Annotated in this window: 15 protein-coding genes and 1 riboswitch; of the genes, 4 read left to right on the top strand and 11 right to left on the bottom strand. The window is 40.5% G+C overall.

Features of this window, described 5'->3' with window-relative positions:
• Positions 1–60: 60 nt before the first annotated feature.
• The 5 genes from ADH54_RS01815 to ADH54_RS12020 form a co-directional block, all read right to left on the bottom strand.
• Positions 61–285: an acyl carrier protein gene (locus ADH54_RS01815; protein ID WP_000257838.1), complete on the bottom strand. Its 225-nt coding sequence runs from the start codon at positions 283–285 to the stop codon at positions 61–63.
• A 58-nt stretch (positions 286–343) separates the two neighbouring features.
• The gene (locus ADH54_RS01810) at positions 344–1,318 is read right to left on the bottom strand and encodes a beta-ketoacyl-ACP synthase III (protein WP_049523786.1); all 975 of its coding nucleotides are present in this window, start codon (positions 1,316–1,318) and stop codon (positions 344–346) included.
• Positions 1,318–1,752 carry a MarR family winged helix-turn-helix transcriptional regulator gene (locus tag ADH54_RS01805; RefSeq protein ID WP_000386357.1) on the bottom strand — a complete coding sequence of 145 codons (435 nt, stop codon included), beginning with the start codon at positions 1,750–1,752 and terminating at the stop codon, positions 1,318–1,320. The genes ADH54_RS01810 and ADH54_RS01805 overlap by 1 nt, the downstream gene beginning before the upstream one ends.
• 91 nt (positions 1,753–1,843) lie before the next feature.
• A complete protein-coding gene (locus ADH54_RS01800; protein ID WP_049523784.1) occupies positions 1,844–2,629 on the bottom strand; it encodes an enoyl-CoA hydratase in 786 nt (261 codons plus the stop codon).
• 12 nt (positions 2,630–2,641) lie between these two features.
• Complete coding sequence (locus ADH54_RS12020; RefSeq protein ID WP_033678131.1) at positions 2,642–2,893, bottom strand: hypothetical protein; 252 nt, start codon at positions 2,891–2,893, stop codon at positions 2,642–2,644.
• Positions 2,894–3,069: 176 nt separating this feature from the next.
• Here ADH54_RS12020 and ADH54_RS01790 point away from each other — a divergent pair, with 176 nt between their 5' ends.
• The 4 genes from ADH54_RS01790 to serS all read left to right on the top strand — a co-directional run bounded on the left by ADH54_RS01790 (position 3,070) and on the right by serS (position 6,807).
• Positions 3,070–3,456: a DUF3775 domain-containing protein gene (locus ADH54_RS01790; RefSeq protein WP_033678134.1), complete on the top strand. Its 387-nt coding sequence runs from the start codon at positions 3,070–3,072 to the stop codon at positions 3,454–3,456.
• Positions 3,457–3,580: 124 nt separating this feature from the next.
• The gene (locus ADH54_RS01785; protein WP_049523781.1) at positions 3,581–4,945 is read left to right on the top strand and encodes an aspartate kinase; all 1,365 of its coding nucleotides are present in this window, start codon (positions 3,581–3,583) and stop codon (positions 4,943–4,945) included.
• A 2-nt stretch (positions 4,946–4,947) separates the two neighbouring features.
• Complete coding sequence (locus ADH54_RS01780; protein ID WP_049523780.1) at positions 4,948–5,319, top strand: DUF956 family protein; 372 nt, start codon at positions 4,948–4,950, stop codon at positions 5,317–5,319.
• A 213-nt stretch (positions 5,320–5,532) separates the two neighbouring features.
• Positions 5,533–6,807 carry a serine--tRNA ligase gene (gene serS / locus ADH54_RS01775; protein ID WP_049523777.1) on the top strand — a complete coding sequence of 425 codons (1,275 nt, stop codon included), beginning with the start codon at positions 5,533–5,535 and terminating at the stop codon, positions 6,805–6,807.
• Positions 6,808–6,831: 24 nt separating this feature from the next.
• On the opposite strand, the gene ADH54_RS01770 is transcribed toward serS, so the two are convergent.
• The 6 genes from ADH54_RS01770 to ADH54_RS11745 all read right to left on the bottom strand — a co-directional run bounded on the left by ADH54_RS01770 (position 6,832) and on the right by ADH54_RS11745 (position 14,056).
• Entirely contained in the window at positions 6,832–7,731 is a 900-nt protein-coding gene (locus ADH54_RS01770; RefSeq protein WP_049523776.1) for a TDT family transporter, read from the bottom strand.
• A gap of 108 nt (positions 7,732–7,839) precedes the next feature.
• Positions 7,840–8,388, bottom strand: a complete 549-nt coding sequence (locus ADH54_RS01765; RefSeq protein ID WP_000206767.1) for a carboxymuconolactone decarboxylase family protein — start codon at positions 8,386–8,388, stop codon at positions 7,840–7,842.
• 132 nt (positions 8,389–8,520) lie between these two features.
• The gene (locus ADH54_RS01760) at positions 8,521–9,843 is read right to left on the bottom strand and encodes an alanine/glycine:cation symporter family protein (RefSeq protein WP_049487020.1); all 1,323 of its coding nucleotides are present in this window, start codon (positions 9,841–9,843) and stop codon (positions 8,521–8,523) included.
• Positions 9,844–9,933: 90 nt separating this feature from the next.
• Positions 9,934–10,022, bottom strand: a riboswitch (glycine riboswitch).
• A 199-nt stretch (positions 10,023–10,221) separates the two neighbouring features.
• Positions 10,222–11,769: a DUF6287 domain-containing protein gene (locus tag ADH54_RS01755; protein ID WP_049523774.1), complete on the bottom strand. Its 1,548-nt coding sequence runs from the start codon at positions 11,767–11,769 to the stop codon at positions 10,222–10,224.
• A 140-nt stretch (positions 11,770–11,909) separates the two neighbouring features.
• The gene (locus ADH54_RS01750) at positions 11,910–12,923 is read right to left on the bottom strand and encodes a hypothetical protein (RefSeq protein WP_049523772.1); all 1,014 of its coding nucleotides are present in this window, start codon (positions 12,921–12,923) and stop codon (positions 11,910–11,912) included.
• Between the two features lie 26 nt (positions 12,924–12,949).
• The gene (locus tag ADH54_RS11745; RefSeq protein WP_152904028.1) at positions 12,950–14,056 is read right to left on the bottom strand and encodes an endo-beta-N-acetylglucosaminidase; all 1,107 of its coding nucleotides are present in this window, start codon (positions 14,054–14,056) and stop codon (positions 12,950–12,952) included.
• Positions 14,057–14,163 lie beyond the last annotated feature (107 nt).

Raw genomic sequence — 14,163 nt, 5'->3', positions numbered from 1 at the left:
CCGTACTCAAGTACAGCCTGCGGCTAGCTTCCTAGTTTGCTCTTTGATTTTCATTGAGTATTATTTTGTTTGCTCTTCAACATAGGCAACCAAGTCACCAACTGTTTTCAAGTCATCTTCTGCTTCGATTTGGATATCAAAAGCATCTTCGATTTCTGAGATTACTTGGAACAAGTCCAATGAATCTGCATCCAAATCATCAAAAGTTGATTCAAGTGTTACTTCTGATGCGTCTTTTCCAAGTTCTTCAACGATAATTTCTTGTACTTTTTCAAATACTGCCATGATAGGACTCCTTTAAAATAAATAGTTTTTTATAACAATGTGTTCACCACATGATTACCTAAATTGTAAGAATGAGCGCGCCCCATGTCAAGCCTCCACCGAAGCCTGATAGTAGAACAGTCTGGCTACCATCTAAAGGGATGAGACCTTGTTCCACACACTCTGAAAGTAAAATCGGGATACTTGCTGCACTGGTATTACCATATTCCATCATATTGGCTGGAAGTTTGTCTCGGTCGACACCAATTTTTCTAGCCATTTTATCCAAGATACGGTCATTGGCTTGATGAAGTAGCAGATAATCCAAGTCTGTCGCCTCTATAGGAGATTCATCAATAGTCTGCTTGATAGACTTGGCTACATCCCGAATAGCAAAATCAAAGACTGCGCGCCCATCCATCTTCAAAAATGAATCTGCACTTTCTTGATCTGAAAATGGAGAATGCAAGCCTGAATGTCCATAGGTCAGACACTCGCTACGACTCCCATCGCTATTGAGACTCTCTGCCAAGAAATGCTCTTGCTCGCTAGCTTCTAACAAGACACCACCAGCACCATCTCCAAACAAAACAGCTGTTGATCGGTCTGACCAATCGACTGCTTTAGAGAGAGTTTCACTACCAATCACCAATCCTTTTTGAAAGCGACCAGAAGCGATAAACTTTTCAGCAGTTGACAAGGCAAATACAAATCCACTGCAAGCCGCTGTTAGGTCAAAAGCAAAGGCCTTATTAGCACCAATATTAGCTTGAACACGAGCAGCCGTAGAGGGCATCATCGAATCTGGAGTAATGGTAGCTAGGATGATGAAATCCAACTCCTCCCCTGTGATTCCAGCTTTAGCCATCAGTTTCTTAGCAACCTCTGTAGCCAAATCACTAGTAGATTCTGTTCTTGAAATATGCCTTTGTCGTATTCCCGTCCGACTTGAAATCCACTCATCATTGGTATCCATAATCTGAGCCAAGTCGTGATTTGTAACCACTTGCTCTGGTACATAATGAGCAACCTGGCTTATTTTTGCAAAAGCCATTATTTCAAATCCTCCAAAAATTGATAAAGTTTCGTCAAACCTTTGCCCATAACCTCAGTTTCTTCCTTGCTCATACCGTCGATAATATTTTCGACCATTGCCTTATGGAAGCGTTTATGTAGTCTATGAACCAAGCGACCCTTCTTTGTCAAATGTAGATGCACCACACGACGATCCTGCTCTGAGCGAATGCGTTCAATGTAACCCTTTCGTTCAAGATTATTCAAACTCGTCGTAACCGTCCCAAGAGTCACCATCAACTCTTTCGACACTTGACTTGGCGTCACATCTGGGAATTTTCCAATTACATCGATTGTATGTACTTCTTTGATGGAGATATCCTTGAAACGACTACCCCTCAAGCTAACTTCCTCAATGACGAGGACGTTGTTAAATATAGATGTTAAATATTCATTAATTCGTTGGTAGTCCAATCTCTTTTCCCTCCTTTTCAAAAAGCTTTCACAATCAAAACATTTGACAAAAAAATTATATCAAACTTCAAAGAACAGTGCAAGTATTTTTTTATTTTCCAGTAAATTTCGGTCTTCTTCTCTCCGAATGAGCCCGAACTCCCTCTTTGAAATCCTCTGTTTGAGCTAAGGATTCCTGTAGGTTCAGTTCTAAAGTAGCATAATCCTGCCAGTCTTTAAATTGGCTCTCCCAAACCAACTTCTTGATGGCTGCATAGGAATTACTTGAACCACGTCTTAATTTTTTAAGAAGCTGTTCTCTCGTCTTTTCAAGTTTATCAGCTTCGGAAACACGGTAAACTAGCCCCCACTCCAGAGCTTTTTCTGCGGTTAAGGCCTCTCCTGTCATAGCTAGTTGAGCAGCACGCGTCACACCAATACTGCGGCTCAAGAGATGAATCCCTCCTGCATCCGGAGCCAAGCCAACTCCAACAAAGGCTTGGATAAACTTAGCCTTATCCGTTGCAAGACAGAAATCTGCCGCAACAGCCATATTAGCTGCAGCACCTGCAACAGCTCCATCAACCTCCATCAAGACAGGCTTAGCAATTTGCTTGATTTTATAGGAAATAGTATTGACTAATTCTGCGATTTTTGTCAATGATGGAATATCATCCTCATCGACTGCTCGCTTCATCTCAACCAAATCTCCCCCAACGGAGAAGACTTTGCCATTCGCGTTGATTAAGACAAAATGCACAGCCGGATCCTCTTCTGCCAAAGTCAGAGCTTCTAAAACCTCCTCACACATAGGGATATGAAAACCATTCGCGACCTCAGGACGATTCAAGGTAAGGATTGCCAAGTCCTCATCAAGCTGATAAATAATGTGTTCCATCAGGGCTCCTTTTTATTTTATAAGCAGTTTATACTCTTCGAAAATCTCTTCAAACCACGTCAGCTTCGCCTTGCCGTAGGTATGGTTACTGACTTCGTCAGTTCTATTCACAACCTCAAAACAGTGTTTTGAGCTGACTTCGTCAGTCTTATTTACAACCTCAAAGCAGTGTTTTGAGCTGACTTCGTCAGTCTTATTTACAACCTCAAAGCAGTGCTTTGACCAGTCTACGGCTAGCTTCCTAGTTTGCTCTTTGATTTTCATTGAGTGTTAAATTATTTTATTTTCAAAGTATAGCTTTTTTAAAACTCGAAAGCAAGAAAAAATCGACTAAAAGTGTCTCAGCCGATTTTGATTTTTAAAAGTTAATCATCTTATTTGAATCAATACACTTAATATGATATAATTAAAAAAAGTATTTTTGAAAAAGGAGTAAATCCATGTATAGAAACTTGATAAAAGTCGCAAAAGATGTCGTAAAGTTGGCAAATAAAAGAGATAAAGATAGACGAGAGAACAAAACTTTCAAAATTATTTCTTTAGCTGATATACAAATTTCAGATGAAGTTGATTTGCTCTCAAAACAAATAGTAGAACTTCTCATGAAATTGAATCGTGATGAAGTCATTGCACTTCAAACCATCATGTATTTAGGTAGAGAAAATAATGTTGAACAAAAATCTCCTGACGAAATCTTTTTCACCCGTTTTGATGAGGTAAAATCATCAAGTCAAGATTCTAAAGAAATAGAAGTTCTTTACATGGTTGACAAACCATTAGGTGAATATCTTACAGAAGGATACCGAATCCTCGGAATTAAACTTTAAATCAAATTTAGAAACCATATGCAGTAAGTCTTAGGACAAACTGCTTTTTATATTCCTTTTTCTTCATTGAAAAAAGGCTTTCTTTCTGCTATAATCGTATAAAATACTTACTTTAGGAGTTCTTATGAAAGTTGTTAAATTTGGAGGTAGCTCTCTTGCCTCTGCTAGTCAATTAGAAAAAGTTTTAAACATCGTCAAAAGCGATTCAGAGCGTCGTTTTGTAGTCGTTTCTGCGCCTGGTAAACGCAATGCTGAAGATACTAAGGTTACGGATGCCTTGATTAAATACTACCGCGACTATGTTGCTGGTAACGATATTAGCAAGAGCCAAAACTGGATTATCGACCGCTATGCTGCTATGGTTAGTGAACTAGGACTAAAACCTGCTGTTTTAGAAAAAATCTCTAAAAGCATTCGCGCCTTGGCCACTCTTCCTATTGAAGAAAATGAATTTCTCTACGATACTTTCCTAGCAGCGGGTGAAAACAACAATGCCAAATTGATCGCTGCCTACTTTAATCAAAATGGGATCGATGCACGCTATGTGCACCCTAGAGAAGCTGGTATTGTGGTCACAAGTGAACCTGGTCACGCTCGCATCATTCCATCAAGTTATGACAAGATTGAAGAATTGACAAATGCAAATGAAGTCCTTGTCATTCCTGGTTTCTTTGGCGTTACCAAGGAAAATCAAATCTGTACCTTCTCACGTGGAGGATCAGACATTACAGGTTCTATCATTGCTGCCGGTGTTAAGGCAGACCTCTATGAAAACTTTACAGACGTTGATGGTATCTTTGCAGCCCACCCTGGTATTATTCACCAACCACACTCAATCCCTGAGTTGACCTACCGTGAAATGCGTGAGTTAGCCTATGCAGGCTTCTCAGTCCTTCATGACGAAGCCCTTCTTCCTGCCTACCGTGGAAAAATCCCTCTGGTTATCAAGAATACCAACAACCCTGACCACCTAGGTACTCGTATCGTTCTAAAACATAGTAGTGATGAATTTCCAGTTGTGGGAATTGCTGGTGACTCTGGCTTTGTCAGCATCAACATGTCTAAATACCTCATGAACCGTGAGGTTGGATTTGGACGCAAGGTTCTTCAAATCCTTGAAGATCTTAACATCGGTTGGGAACATATGCCAACAGGTATCGACGATCTTTCAATCATCCTCCGTTCTCGCGAACTAACTCCTATCAAGGAAGAAGAAATCCTGCGTCAATTGGTTCAAAAGGCTGAAGTAGACCATGCAGAAATCGAGCACGACCTTTCAATCATTATGATTGTTGGTGAAAAGATGAAGAGCCATATCGGAGTGACTGCTACTGCAACACGCGCTCTATCTGAAAATAAGATCAACATCCAGATGATGTCTCAAGGTTCTAGTGAAGTATCTATTATGTTTGTTGTCCATAAGGACCAAGAGAAAGCAGCTATTAAAGCCCTCTACAATGCCTTTTTCGGTGAAAACAAGGAAGACTAAGCATGGCTCAATCACTTAACAAAACAGTGCTTCTCAGCACGACAGGCACTTCCTACCTCTCTATCGCTGGGAAAGTTGGGAAATTCCTGGTCGGAGATCAGGCCTTAGAATTTTACCCCGATGTCAATGTCGAACAATTTATCCAGATTCCTTGGAGCCATATCAACCAAATTGGAGCCAATGTCACTGGTCGGAAAATCAGTCGCCACTTCGAAGTCTTTACAGACAGAGGAAAATTCCTCTTTGCATCAAAAGACTCAGGTGCCATTCTTAAAATTGCTCGTGAAAAACTGGGCAATGACAAGGTCGTCAAACTTCCTACCCTGATTCAGACCATTGGTCAAAAATTTAAAAATCTATTTGCAAAAAAGTAGAAACTTTAGTATAATCATAGCAACGGATAAGTAGGTTATCTTCTTCTTTCAGAAAGTCTGCGGGTGCTGCGAGCAGATAGGAGGGATAGGTGAAATTCTACCGTTAGTAACAATTACATACACAATCAAGTGCACACCTGTGAAGTTGGATGGAACCGTGGCCCTGCCACTCCAACGCTTTGTCAGGTGTGCTTTTTTCATAAAGGAGTTCTTATGTTAGATATCAAACGTATTCGTACAGACTTTGATGCTGTCGCAGAAAAATTGGCTACACGTGGTGTAGATGCTGCTGTCTTGAATGAGATGAAAGAAATCGATGCTAAACGTCGTGACATCTTGGTCAAGGTTGAAACTCTCAAGGCAGAACGTAACACAGTTTCTGCTGAGATTGCCCAAGCTAAGCGCAACAAGGAAAATGCAGATGACAAGATTGCTGCCATGCAAACTCTATCTGCTGAGGTCAAAGCCTTGGATGCTGAATTGGCAGAAATCGATGCTAAATTGACAGAATTTACCACTACTCTTCCAAATATTCCAGCTGATAGCGTTCCTGTTGGGGCTGACGAAGACGACAATGTGGAAGTTCGCCGTTGGGGCACTCCGCGCGAATTTGACTTCGAACCAAAAGCCCACTGGGATCTTGGTGAAGATCTTGGTATCCTTGACTGGGAACGTGGTGGTAAGGTAACAGGAGCTCGTTTCCTCTTCTATAAAGGTCTCGGCGCTCGTTTGGAACGTGCCATCTACAACTTTATGTTGGATGAACATGGCAAAGAAGGTTATACTGAAGTCATCACACCATACATGGTTAACCATGATTCTATGTTTGGTACTGGTCAATATCCAAAATTCAAGGAAGATACTTTTGAACTCAGCGATAGCAATTACGTCCTTATTCCTACAGCTGAAGTTCCTCTGACAAACTACTACCGTGATGAAATCCTTGACGGTAAAGATCTGCCAATCTACTTCACTGCTATGAGTCCATCATTCCGTTCTGAGGCTGGTTCTGCTGGTCGAGATACTCGTGGCTTGATTCGTTTGCACCAATTCCACAAGGTTGAAATGGTTAAATTTGCCAAACCAGAAGAATCTTACGAAGAATTGGAAAAAATGACAGCCAACGCTGAAAACATTCTTCAAAAACTCAACCTTCCATACCGTGTCGTTGCTCTCTCTACTGGAGATATGTGCTTCTCAGCTGCTAAAACTTACGACTTGGAAGTTTGGATTCCAGCACAAAATACCTACCGTGAAATCTCAAGCTGTTCAAACACAGAAGATTTCCAAGCCCGTCGTGCCCAAATCCGTTACCGTGATGAAGCAGATGGCAAGGTGAAATTGCTCCATACCTTGAACGGTTCTGGACTTGCAGTTGGACGTACAGTGGCTGCTATTCTTGAAAACTACCAAAATGCAGATGGTTCTGTGACCATCCCAGAAGCACTTCGTCCATACATGGGTGGAGCTGAAGTTATCAAACCATAAAAAATAAGGTTTAGCTATTTCTAGCTAGACCTTTTTTCGTAACCAATTCAGATAAGCGCCTAATACAAAGAGCAAAATGATTAGGCAAATAACAGTTTCAGCCAGTACCAAATAATCCAAAAATGGAAGTTTCAAGATTCCCTGAGCCATCTTAAGCGAAGTAGCTGTGATAATGGTCGGGAAGGTGAGGGCTGAGAAGGCTGGTTGAAAGCCTTGTTTTAAAATATTGGGCAGGCGAGTCAAAACAAAGAAAAAGAAGGATTGAGAAGCCAAGATCATGACAATCAAGACCCAAGTCGATAGACTGGCTCCTCCAACTCGAACTAGGGAAGCCAAGAGTAGAGAAAAAGGAGCACAGTAGATTCCTTCTTGGCCAAGCAAGGCTAGTGGGAGTGGAGTTTTCTTTAAATCGCTATAAATAAGGGGATAGAGATAGAAGGTCAAGAGAAAACCAAAACTCAAGGTCGCATAGGCAATTTCGATGATGCCTACCAGAGGATAGGTTAAGGCAGCCACTGCTATTCCCACATAAAGTACCGTCCAGCTTGGAGTAGCATTGACTCTCTGACCTGGACAAGCAAACTTGATGGTGAAACCAGCAATCAAGGCCAAATCCAAGAGAAATGAAAACCACCAGAGCCCTTGCGCAACCAAAGGAAGATGAGGGAAGACGCGAAAAACATAGGTAGATAAAATCATCCCAGCCATGGGAAAGGTGGCCATTCCTGACAAAAGAGGAGGCTTGGTCAATTCTTGCTTGGTTTCCTTCCAATTAAAGAGATGCAAAATCAGAAAGTAAATCCATAAAACCAAACCAGTCAGACTAAAAAGATGTGACAGAACCGGCAACGTATCTAAAATAAGATTTCCAGCTCCTGCCAAACCTAGCAAACAACCAGAAAATACCAAAGGGAGTTTTTTCATCCTAACCTCCAATAATCATGTTAGTTTCAGTATAGCATAAAAGCGCTTAAATGAGGGGATAAAAAACGAAGTCCGATTATTTCAGACTTCATTTTACTCAGATATGAATTAAGCATAAGGTTGCAATTCTGGGTTAATTGGGGTATTAGCTAGATTGTTGGCATAGTTACAGAGGCTTGCTAGACTGACACCAAGAACCACATCCAAGGCATTTTGTTGGCTATAACCAGCTTCTAAAAACTCAGCTAAGGCTTCATCTCCTACACGACCCTTGGTATTGATAACCGCCAAGGTAAACTTAGCTAGGGTGTCCAATTTAGGATCTGTTTCAATTGGAGTACGATTGCGGAGGGCTTGCAGAAGATCATCATTCATCTGGATTTGTTTGATGGAAAAGGCTGTGTGACCTGCGACGCAGAAGGCACAACCATTGGTCACGGCTGCCGTGATCTGCACCACTTCACGCTCAACGGGTGTCAGGCTGTTGCGACGATTGATGGCTCCGACAGTTCTGTAGGCTTCTAAAGCAGTTGGTGCATTAGCCAAGAGACCGATTAGGTTGGGAATATAGCCATTGTTATCTTTTTCTACTGTTTCAAGAACTTCTTTCACTTCTGCTGGTGCTGATTCGACTGTATGGATGGTAAATGTTGTCATTATAAAACCTCTTTTCATGTTGTTGAAACCTAGTCTATCACAGATTCTATACCGTGTATAATATATATTTTAAATTACACTGATAGAAATTTTTTATGAAAGCAAAAAAATCACACGAGCTGTGTGATTTCATTATTTGTCAAAATACTTTTTAGTTTCAGCAATAACAACTGGTGATAAAACTAAGAGGGCAATCAAGTTTGGCAGAGCCATCAAGGCGTTGACAATATCTGCGATAATCCAAACCATATCCAACTCGATAAATCCTCCCAACAAGACCATGAGCACAAAGACCACACGGTAGAGCCAGATAAAGCGAACACCAAAGAGAAACTCAAAACAACGTTCTCCGTAATAGTTCCAACCTAGAATCGTTGTAAAGGCAAAGAGCACAAGGAAGATGGTCAAGAGGGCAGGCCCAAAATGTGAAAAGACTGTTGAGAAGGCTGACTGAGTCAAGGCAACCCCATTTAAGTCACCACTCCAAACACCAGTCACCAAGATGGTCAAACCAGTCAGAGTACAGATAATGAGGGTGTCAATAAAGGTTCCTGTCATAGAAATCAAACCTTGCTCTACTGGTTCGTTTGTCTTAGCTGCAGCTGCTGCAATGGGAGCAGAACCCAGACCAGATTCGTTTGAGAACACACCACGCGCCACACCATTTTGAATAGCCATCCGAATGCTAGCGCCGGCAAATCCACCCACCGCAGCAACTGGACTAAAAGCGGATGTCAAGATTAAAGCGATTGTAGCAGGGATTTTCCCGATATTAAAGAAAATAACTGTAAGAGTTCCCAAAATATAAATAATAGCCATAAAAGGAACAACAGTAGTTGAAACCTTAGAAATGGACTTGAGTCCACCAAAGACTGCAATCGCTACAAATACAGACAAAACAAGAGCCGTGATAGCTGGCGAAATAGTCGTCGTATTTTGGATAGATTCTGTAATCGAGTTGACTTGGGTAAAGGTCCCGATCCCCAACAAAGCCACTAAGACACCTGCCAGGGCAAAGAAGATAGCAAGTGGACGCCACTTTTCTCCCATACCCAGAAGGATATAGTGCATTGGACCTCCCGCTACTGCACCATGGTCGTCCTTGGTGCGGTATTTGATAGCTAGTAGTCCTTCTGCATACTTGGTAGCCATCCCAAAGAAAGCTGCCATCCACATCCAAAAGAGGGCTCCTGGGCCACCGACCTTGATAGCCGTCGCGACTCCGATAATATTTCCCGTACCAACTGTCGCTGCTAGTGCTGTACACAAGGCCGCAAAACTGGATACATCACCATGCCCCTTGTCCTTAGTAAAAATAAGCTGGAAGGCCTTGGGCAGACGCAAAACCTGCAAGAGTCCTAGACGAGCAGTTAGGTAAATCCCTGTCCCGACCAAGAGAATCAAGAGGGGTGGGCCCCAAGCAAAAGCATCGATTGATTTAAGCAATTCTAACATTTCCTTCTCCTATCTTTTCAACCCCAAAAGAAAGAGCACATGCAAGATACATGTACTCTGGAATGCTTAGATAAATGCTAAAAAGCGGTCTATCCTAGCTCTGTCCTTTTACCTGAGAGTTTGAGCAGTTGCCTGCCTTGCCCCTTCGGTGCCTTTACGGTCTCTCCAGAGTTCCGTCCATTTACAGTCATGAAAAATCAAACGATTCCCCACTTCTATTAAACTTCATTCGGTGTTGGTATTTAATTGATTCTTATTTTACAAAAAATGTTGGCTTTTGTCAATGGATTTTGGGAAAATCTTATTTGACTATGTAGAAAAAGATTGAGCATTCCCATGTGCGTGAGGTGCTGTTAATTAAATGAATATATTTCACTCCTAGTCTACACGATATAAGAATTGTTCTGGTTTATTATGTACTGGAAATGAAGCACGATAGAGAATTCTATCTTTACTAATATCCGAAGCGTCTGATATTAATCCATCCATTGATGTCTCATCAGGTATTCTAACACCTGCTGGTATGAATTGAATAAAGACTCCAAAAGATGGACCTGAATAGCGAGCTCGTAGAAACTCATTTACTATTTCTGATTCTGCAAGGTCAACTTTAAATTTTTCTGGCGCTATCAAGCCATCTTTACTAAAGACTAAGTCTTCTCCTCCGTGACCATTACTCCATCTTCCTTCAATACTAGAGAAATCCCCATTTTTTATGGCGTTTATATCCATTTTCCCAGAAGTATTTTGATTTGATGAAGAGACTGTTGCAGCAAATTTTTCTGTTACAGATTTCCAAGTCAGACTAGATAGATTCATTCGAGCACCTGGACTGACTTCATCCTCTGTCTTAGCTTCTTTAACCTTCTCTAGCTTGTCCCCACTACTATTCAACTTCCAAATGGTATGAATGGTTTGTGGATCTCCTGCGAACGGATTCCACTGGGTATAGAGATTACCATTTTCTAATAGATAGGCCTTGAAACGAATTCCAAGCATCTGCATTTTATTTTCAGCATTGGTGAGGCGAATGACTTTCTGATCTTTGAGTGTAAAAATATCTAAAATCTCACTACCATTTTTCGAAGAGACAATCAATTCATCAATGCTATTTTTGTCCATATCAACCATTGCATAGGTAAAGGCTTGACTTCGTTCTGCCATCCCTGCATAGATATTAGCAGTAAGATTGATGGTGTCCTTAACCTCTGATTTATGGTCTAGAAGAAATTCATAATCCTTCAAAATGCTATTATAAGGACTGTAATCTACACTTGGTTTCCCCTTATCTGCACTGCTTCCTCCTGGAAGTTTATCAGAAACTGACTTCCAACTCAGAGTCTCTAGAGAAATGGGCGAACCGACCCCAAGATCCGCTAGTTCTTGAGCTTCCTTAGCCTTTACCAAAGACTGCCCATCTTCACTAAATTGGTAGTGAGCATAGATGTGACTCGTTGCTGTACCAGCCCCACGATAGAGCAGAGAATTATCTGGCAAGATACCGACCGTCATTCTCTCACCAATCTGGTCTAAACGATTTTCTTGATTGGTCAAACGAATCACCTTTTCGTCTTTCAGCGTACGGATATCAAGCAAACTCTTTTCGCCACTCTTCATTTCAAGAGCAAGCAAGAGTTCATCTACTCCGTCGTTATTCAAATCTGTCTTGTGGTAAACTACATCTGTGTAAAAACCTTGAGAAGACTTTACTTGACCAGCTAGGGGATTGACATCCATACCTGTCAATAAAGTACCTTTAGCTACTTTTTCATAGTCATCCAAAACTTTATTATAGTAACTGTAATCTATCTCTGGACTTGCTACTTCCTCGGATACTGGTTCAATAGTTTTGTTCCAAGGTAGATACTGACATCCTCCCAAAACTAGTGTCAGTAAAAGCGTTGTGGCTAATAAAAACTTTTCCATATTACTCCCTTATCTAAGAGAAAGGAACCAGCCTATGCCAATTCCTTTCGCTATTTTTAGTGTATCAAAATGTTACCTATTCGCAAATTGTTTTCTATTTCTATTTATTTGTTATAAGCCATTTCTCACAAGCTATCATTCTAGCGAACCCACTTACCTGAGCCATCTACTTGGTAGCCATCTGGGGTACGTTCGTTAACCGCCATCTTACCATCTGATTTGAGGTAGTAGTCACCTACCCATGTATTACGAGCATAGCTTCCTTCTGATGTTAGGTAATAGTAAGAACTGTAGCTACTATCATAGATCCACTCACTCTTAGCCATTTTACCATCTGATTTGAGGTAGTAGCTTCCAGCCCAAGCATTACGCGCATAGCTACCCTCTGCTGTCAAGTAATAGTATGATTGATAGTTATTGTCATAAATCCACTCGCTCTTAGCCATGTAGCCACCTGACTTGAGGTAGTAGTTGCCTGACCAAGCATTTTGAACAAAGTTACCTGAAGCATTCAAGTAGAAGTAAGAATTGTACTGAACATCAAAAATCCATTGATTCACTACTTTCACACCAGCTTTGTAGTAAGATGAACCTGACCAACCAGTCTGACCTGAGTTAGAGTTAGTAGCTGGTTTTTGAGTTTCAGATGCTTTTGGTTTTTCTGTTTCTTTAGGAGTTGAAGAGTCTAGAGGATTGACATATTTTTCATCCTTAACAGTGAATGTTGCTGATCTACCGCTATACTTATGCAAGATAGTATCTACTCCTTTCTCCCCATGAAATTGTAAGTAATATTCACCGTCTGGAACATTATAAAGATTATTCCAACTTTGTTGAGTGATTGGAACAGACGATTTATAAAACATTGAACTGATATGATTTTTTTTAGTAATTTGTCCTGTCTTTGCATTTACAAGGTCTGCATATATATCTACATAAGTATTTACAGGTACCTTCTCAACAGTCATATCAACATGTATAATTGTTCCCTCTCCTGGTATAACCTTATTGTCCACCTTATGATTTTCAATTTTGGTAGTTTCAGCCTGCACTGTCTGCGCTGAAAAAGGGAGAACTCCTGCTGTGTCAATAGTTGACAATACTCCGACTGTTGAAAGTGCCAAAGCACATACTAATAATTTCTTTTTGTTCATGTTATTTTCCTCCATGTTATAGTTTTTTATTTAACCCACTTACCTGATTCATCCACTTGATAACCATCTGGGGTACGTTCGTTAACTGCCATCTTACCATTTGATTTGAGATAGTAGTCACCTACCCATGTGTTACGAGCATAGCTTCCTTCTGATGTTAAGTAGTAGTATGAATCATAGTTCTTATCAAAAATCCACTCTTTTGTAGCCATCTTACCATTTGATTTAACATAATAACTATCAACCCAAGTACTGTAAGAATAGCTTCCCTCAGACGTTAGATAATAGTAGGCACCATAGTTCTTATCAAAAATCCACTCACTCTTAGCCATGTAACCACCTGATTTAAGGTAATAGTTTCCTACCCAAGAATTTTGGACAAAGTTACCTGAAGCATCTAGGTAGAAGTAGGAATTATAGTTTTTATCGAAAATCCACTTACTAGTGACTTTAGTGCCATTCTGGTAGTAGGATGAACCTGACCAACCAGATTGAACCCTATTAGAAGTTGATTTTGGACTTTGATTAGTTTTAGAATTTCCAACTGATTTTGTACTTTCTACAGCTTGTACATTATCAACCAGTTTAGAATTCTCTACTGGCTTAGAACCCTCTGCTACCTTAGAACTCTCTGCTGGCTGTGTAGTTAAACTTGCTTCATCTTTTACATATTTTCCATCTTTAACAGTAATAAGATTTGACCTTCCTAAAAACTTTTGACCCCTTAGATACTGATGGCGAAATTCAAAGTAATACTTCCCATCTGGTAACTTTTCAAACTTATTAACACTTACATGCTTAGAAGGTACATAATAAAAATCTTTCTCAAGCCCTTTCTCTTTGCTCACTTCACCAAATTCTGGACCTCTATAGCCCCAAACTTGTTCATGTGTATCGGCACTAAATAACGTGGGAACGATATCTTCAGGCTCTTCCAAAAAAGGAGTCGCCTTAATTTTTAAGACAAGATGCTTATCCCCAAGCACCTCTGCTTTTACATCAAGAGAAGCCTGAGTTGTGTCAGCCTGCACCGTTTGTGCTGAAAAAGGTAGAACTCCTGCTGTGTCTACAAGAGAGACAAGACCAAATGTTGCAGCCGCTAGGCTTGTTACTAAAACTGTTTTTGACTTCATCATCAAAAATCTCCTTTAAATTTTTATTGTTTACGGTTACAGTATAGCATGCGATTTACCTTATTTACGAAAAGCGTATTTATATTTACCTTTATTGAACAATTACC

The sequence above is a fragment of the Streptococcus pseudopneumoniae genome, assembly GCF_001072315.1.
Lineage (GTDB): Bacteria > Bacillota > Bacilli > Lactobacillales > Streptococcaceae > Streptococcus > Streptococcus pseudopneumoniae_R.
The sequence above is the reverse complement of the archived record's forward strand: the minus strand, read 5'-3'. Positions and strand labels throughout refer to the sequence as shown.

Excerpts from the sequence above, each read along its gene's own strand:
- ADH54_RS01815 (WP_000257838.1), bottom strand. The coding sequence starts at position 285 with ATGGCAGTATTTGAAAAAGTACAAGAAATTATCGTTGAAGAACTTGGA.
- ADH54_RS01810 (WP_049523786.1), bottom strand. The coding sequence starts at position 1,318 with ATGGCTTTTGCAAAAATAAGCCAGGTTGCTCATTATGTACCAGAGCAA.
- ADH54_RS01800 (WP_049523784.1), bottom strand. The coding sequence starts at position 2,629 with ATGGAACACATTATTTATCAGCTTGATGAGGACTTGGCAATCCTTACC.
- ADH54_RS12020 (WP_033678131.1), bottom strand. The coding sequence starts at position 2,893 with ATGAAAATCAAAGAGCAAACTAGGAAGCTAGCCGTAGACTGGTCAAAG.
- ADH54_RS01790 (WP_033678134.1), top strand. The coding sequence starts at position 3,070 with ATGTATAGAAACTTGATAAAAGTCGCAAAAGATGTCGTAAAGTTGGCA.
- ADH54_RS01785 (WP_049523781.1), top strand. The coding sequence starts at position 3,581 with ATGAAAGTTGTTAAATTTGGAGGTAGCTCTCTTGCCTCTGCTAGTCAA.
- ADH54_RS01780 (WP_049523780.1), top strand. The coding sequence starts at position 4,948 with ATGGCTCAATCACTTAACAAAACAGTGCTTCTCAGCACGACAGGCACT.
- serS (WP_049523777.1), top strand. The coding sequence starts at position 5,533 with ATGTTAGATATCAAACGTATTCGTACAGACTTTGATGCTGTCGCAGAA.
- ADH54_RS01770 (WP_049523776.1), bottom strand. The coding sequence starts at position 7,731 with ATGAAAAAACTCCCTTTGGTATTTTCTGGTTGTTTGCTAGGTTTGGCA.
- ADH54_RS01765 (WP_000206767.1), bottom strand. The coding sequence starts at position 8,388 with ATGACAACATTTACCATCCATACAGTCGAATCAGCACCAGCAGAAGTG.
- ADH54_RS01760 (WP_049487020.1), bottom strand. The coding sequence starts at position 9,843 with ATGTTAGAATTGCTTAAATCAATCGATGCTTTTGCTTGGGGCCCACCC.
- ADH54_RS01755 (WP_049523774.1), bottom strand. The coding sequence starts at position 11,769 with ATGGAAAAGTTTTTATTAGCCACAACGCTTTTACTGACACTAGTTTTG.
- ADH54_RS01750 (WP_049523772.1), bottom strand. The coding sequence starts at position 12,923 with ATGAACAAAAAGAAATTATTAGTATGTGCTTTGGCACTTTCAACAGTC.
- ADH54_RS11745 (WP_152904028.1), bottom strand. The coding sequence starts at position 14,056 with ATGAAGTCAAAAACAGTTTTAGTAACAAGCCTAGCGGCTGCAACATTT.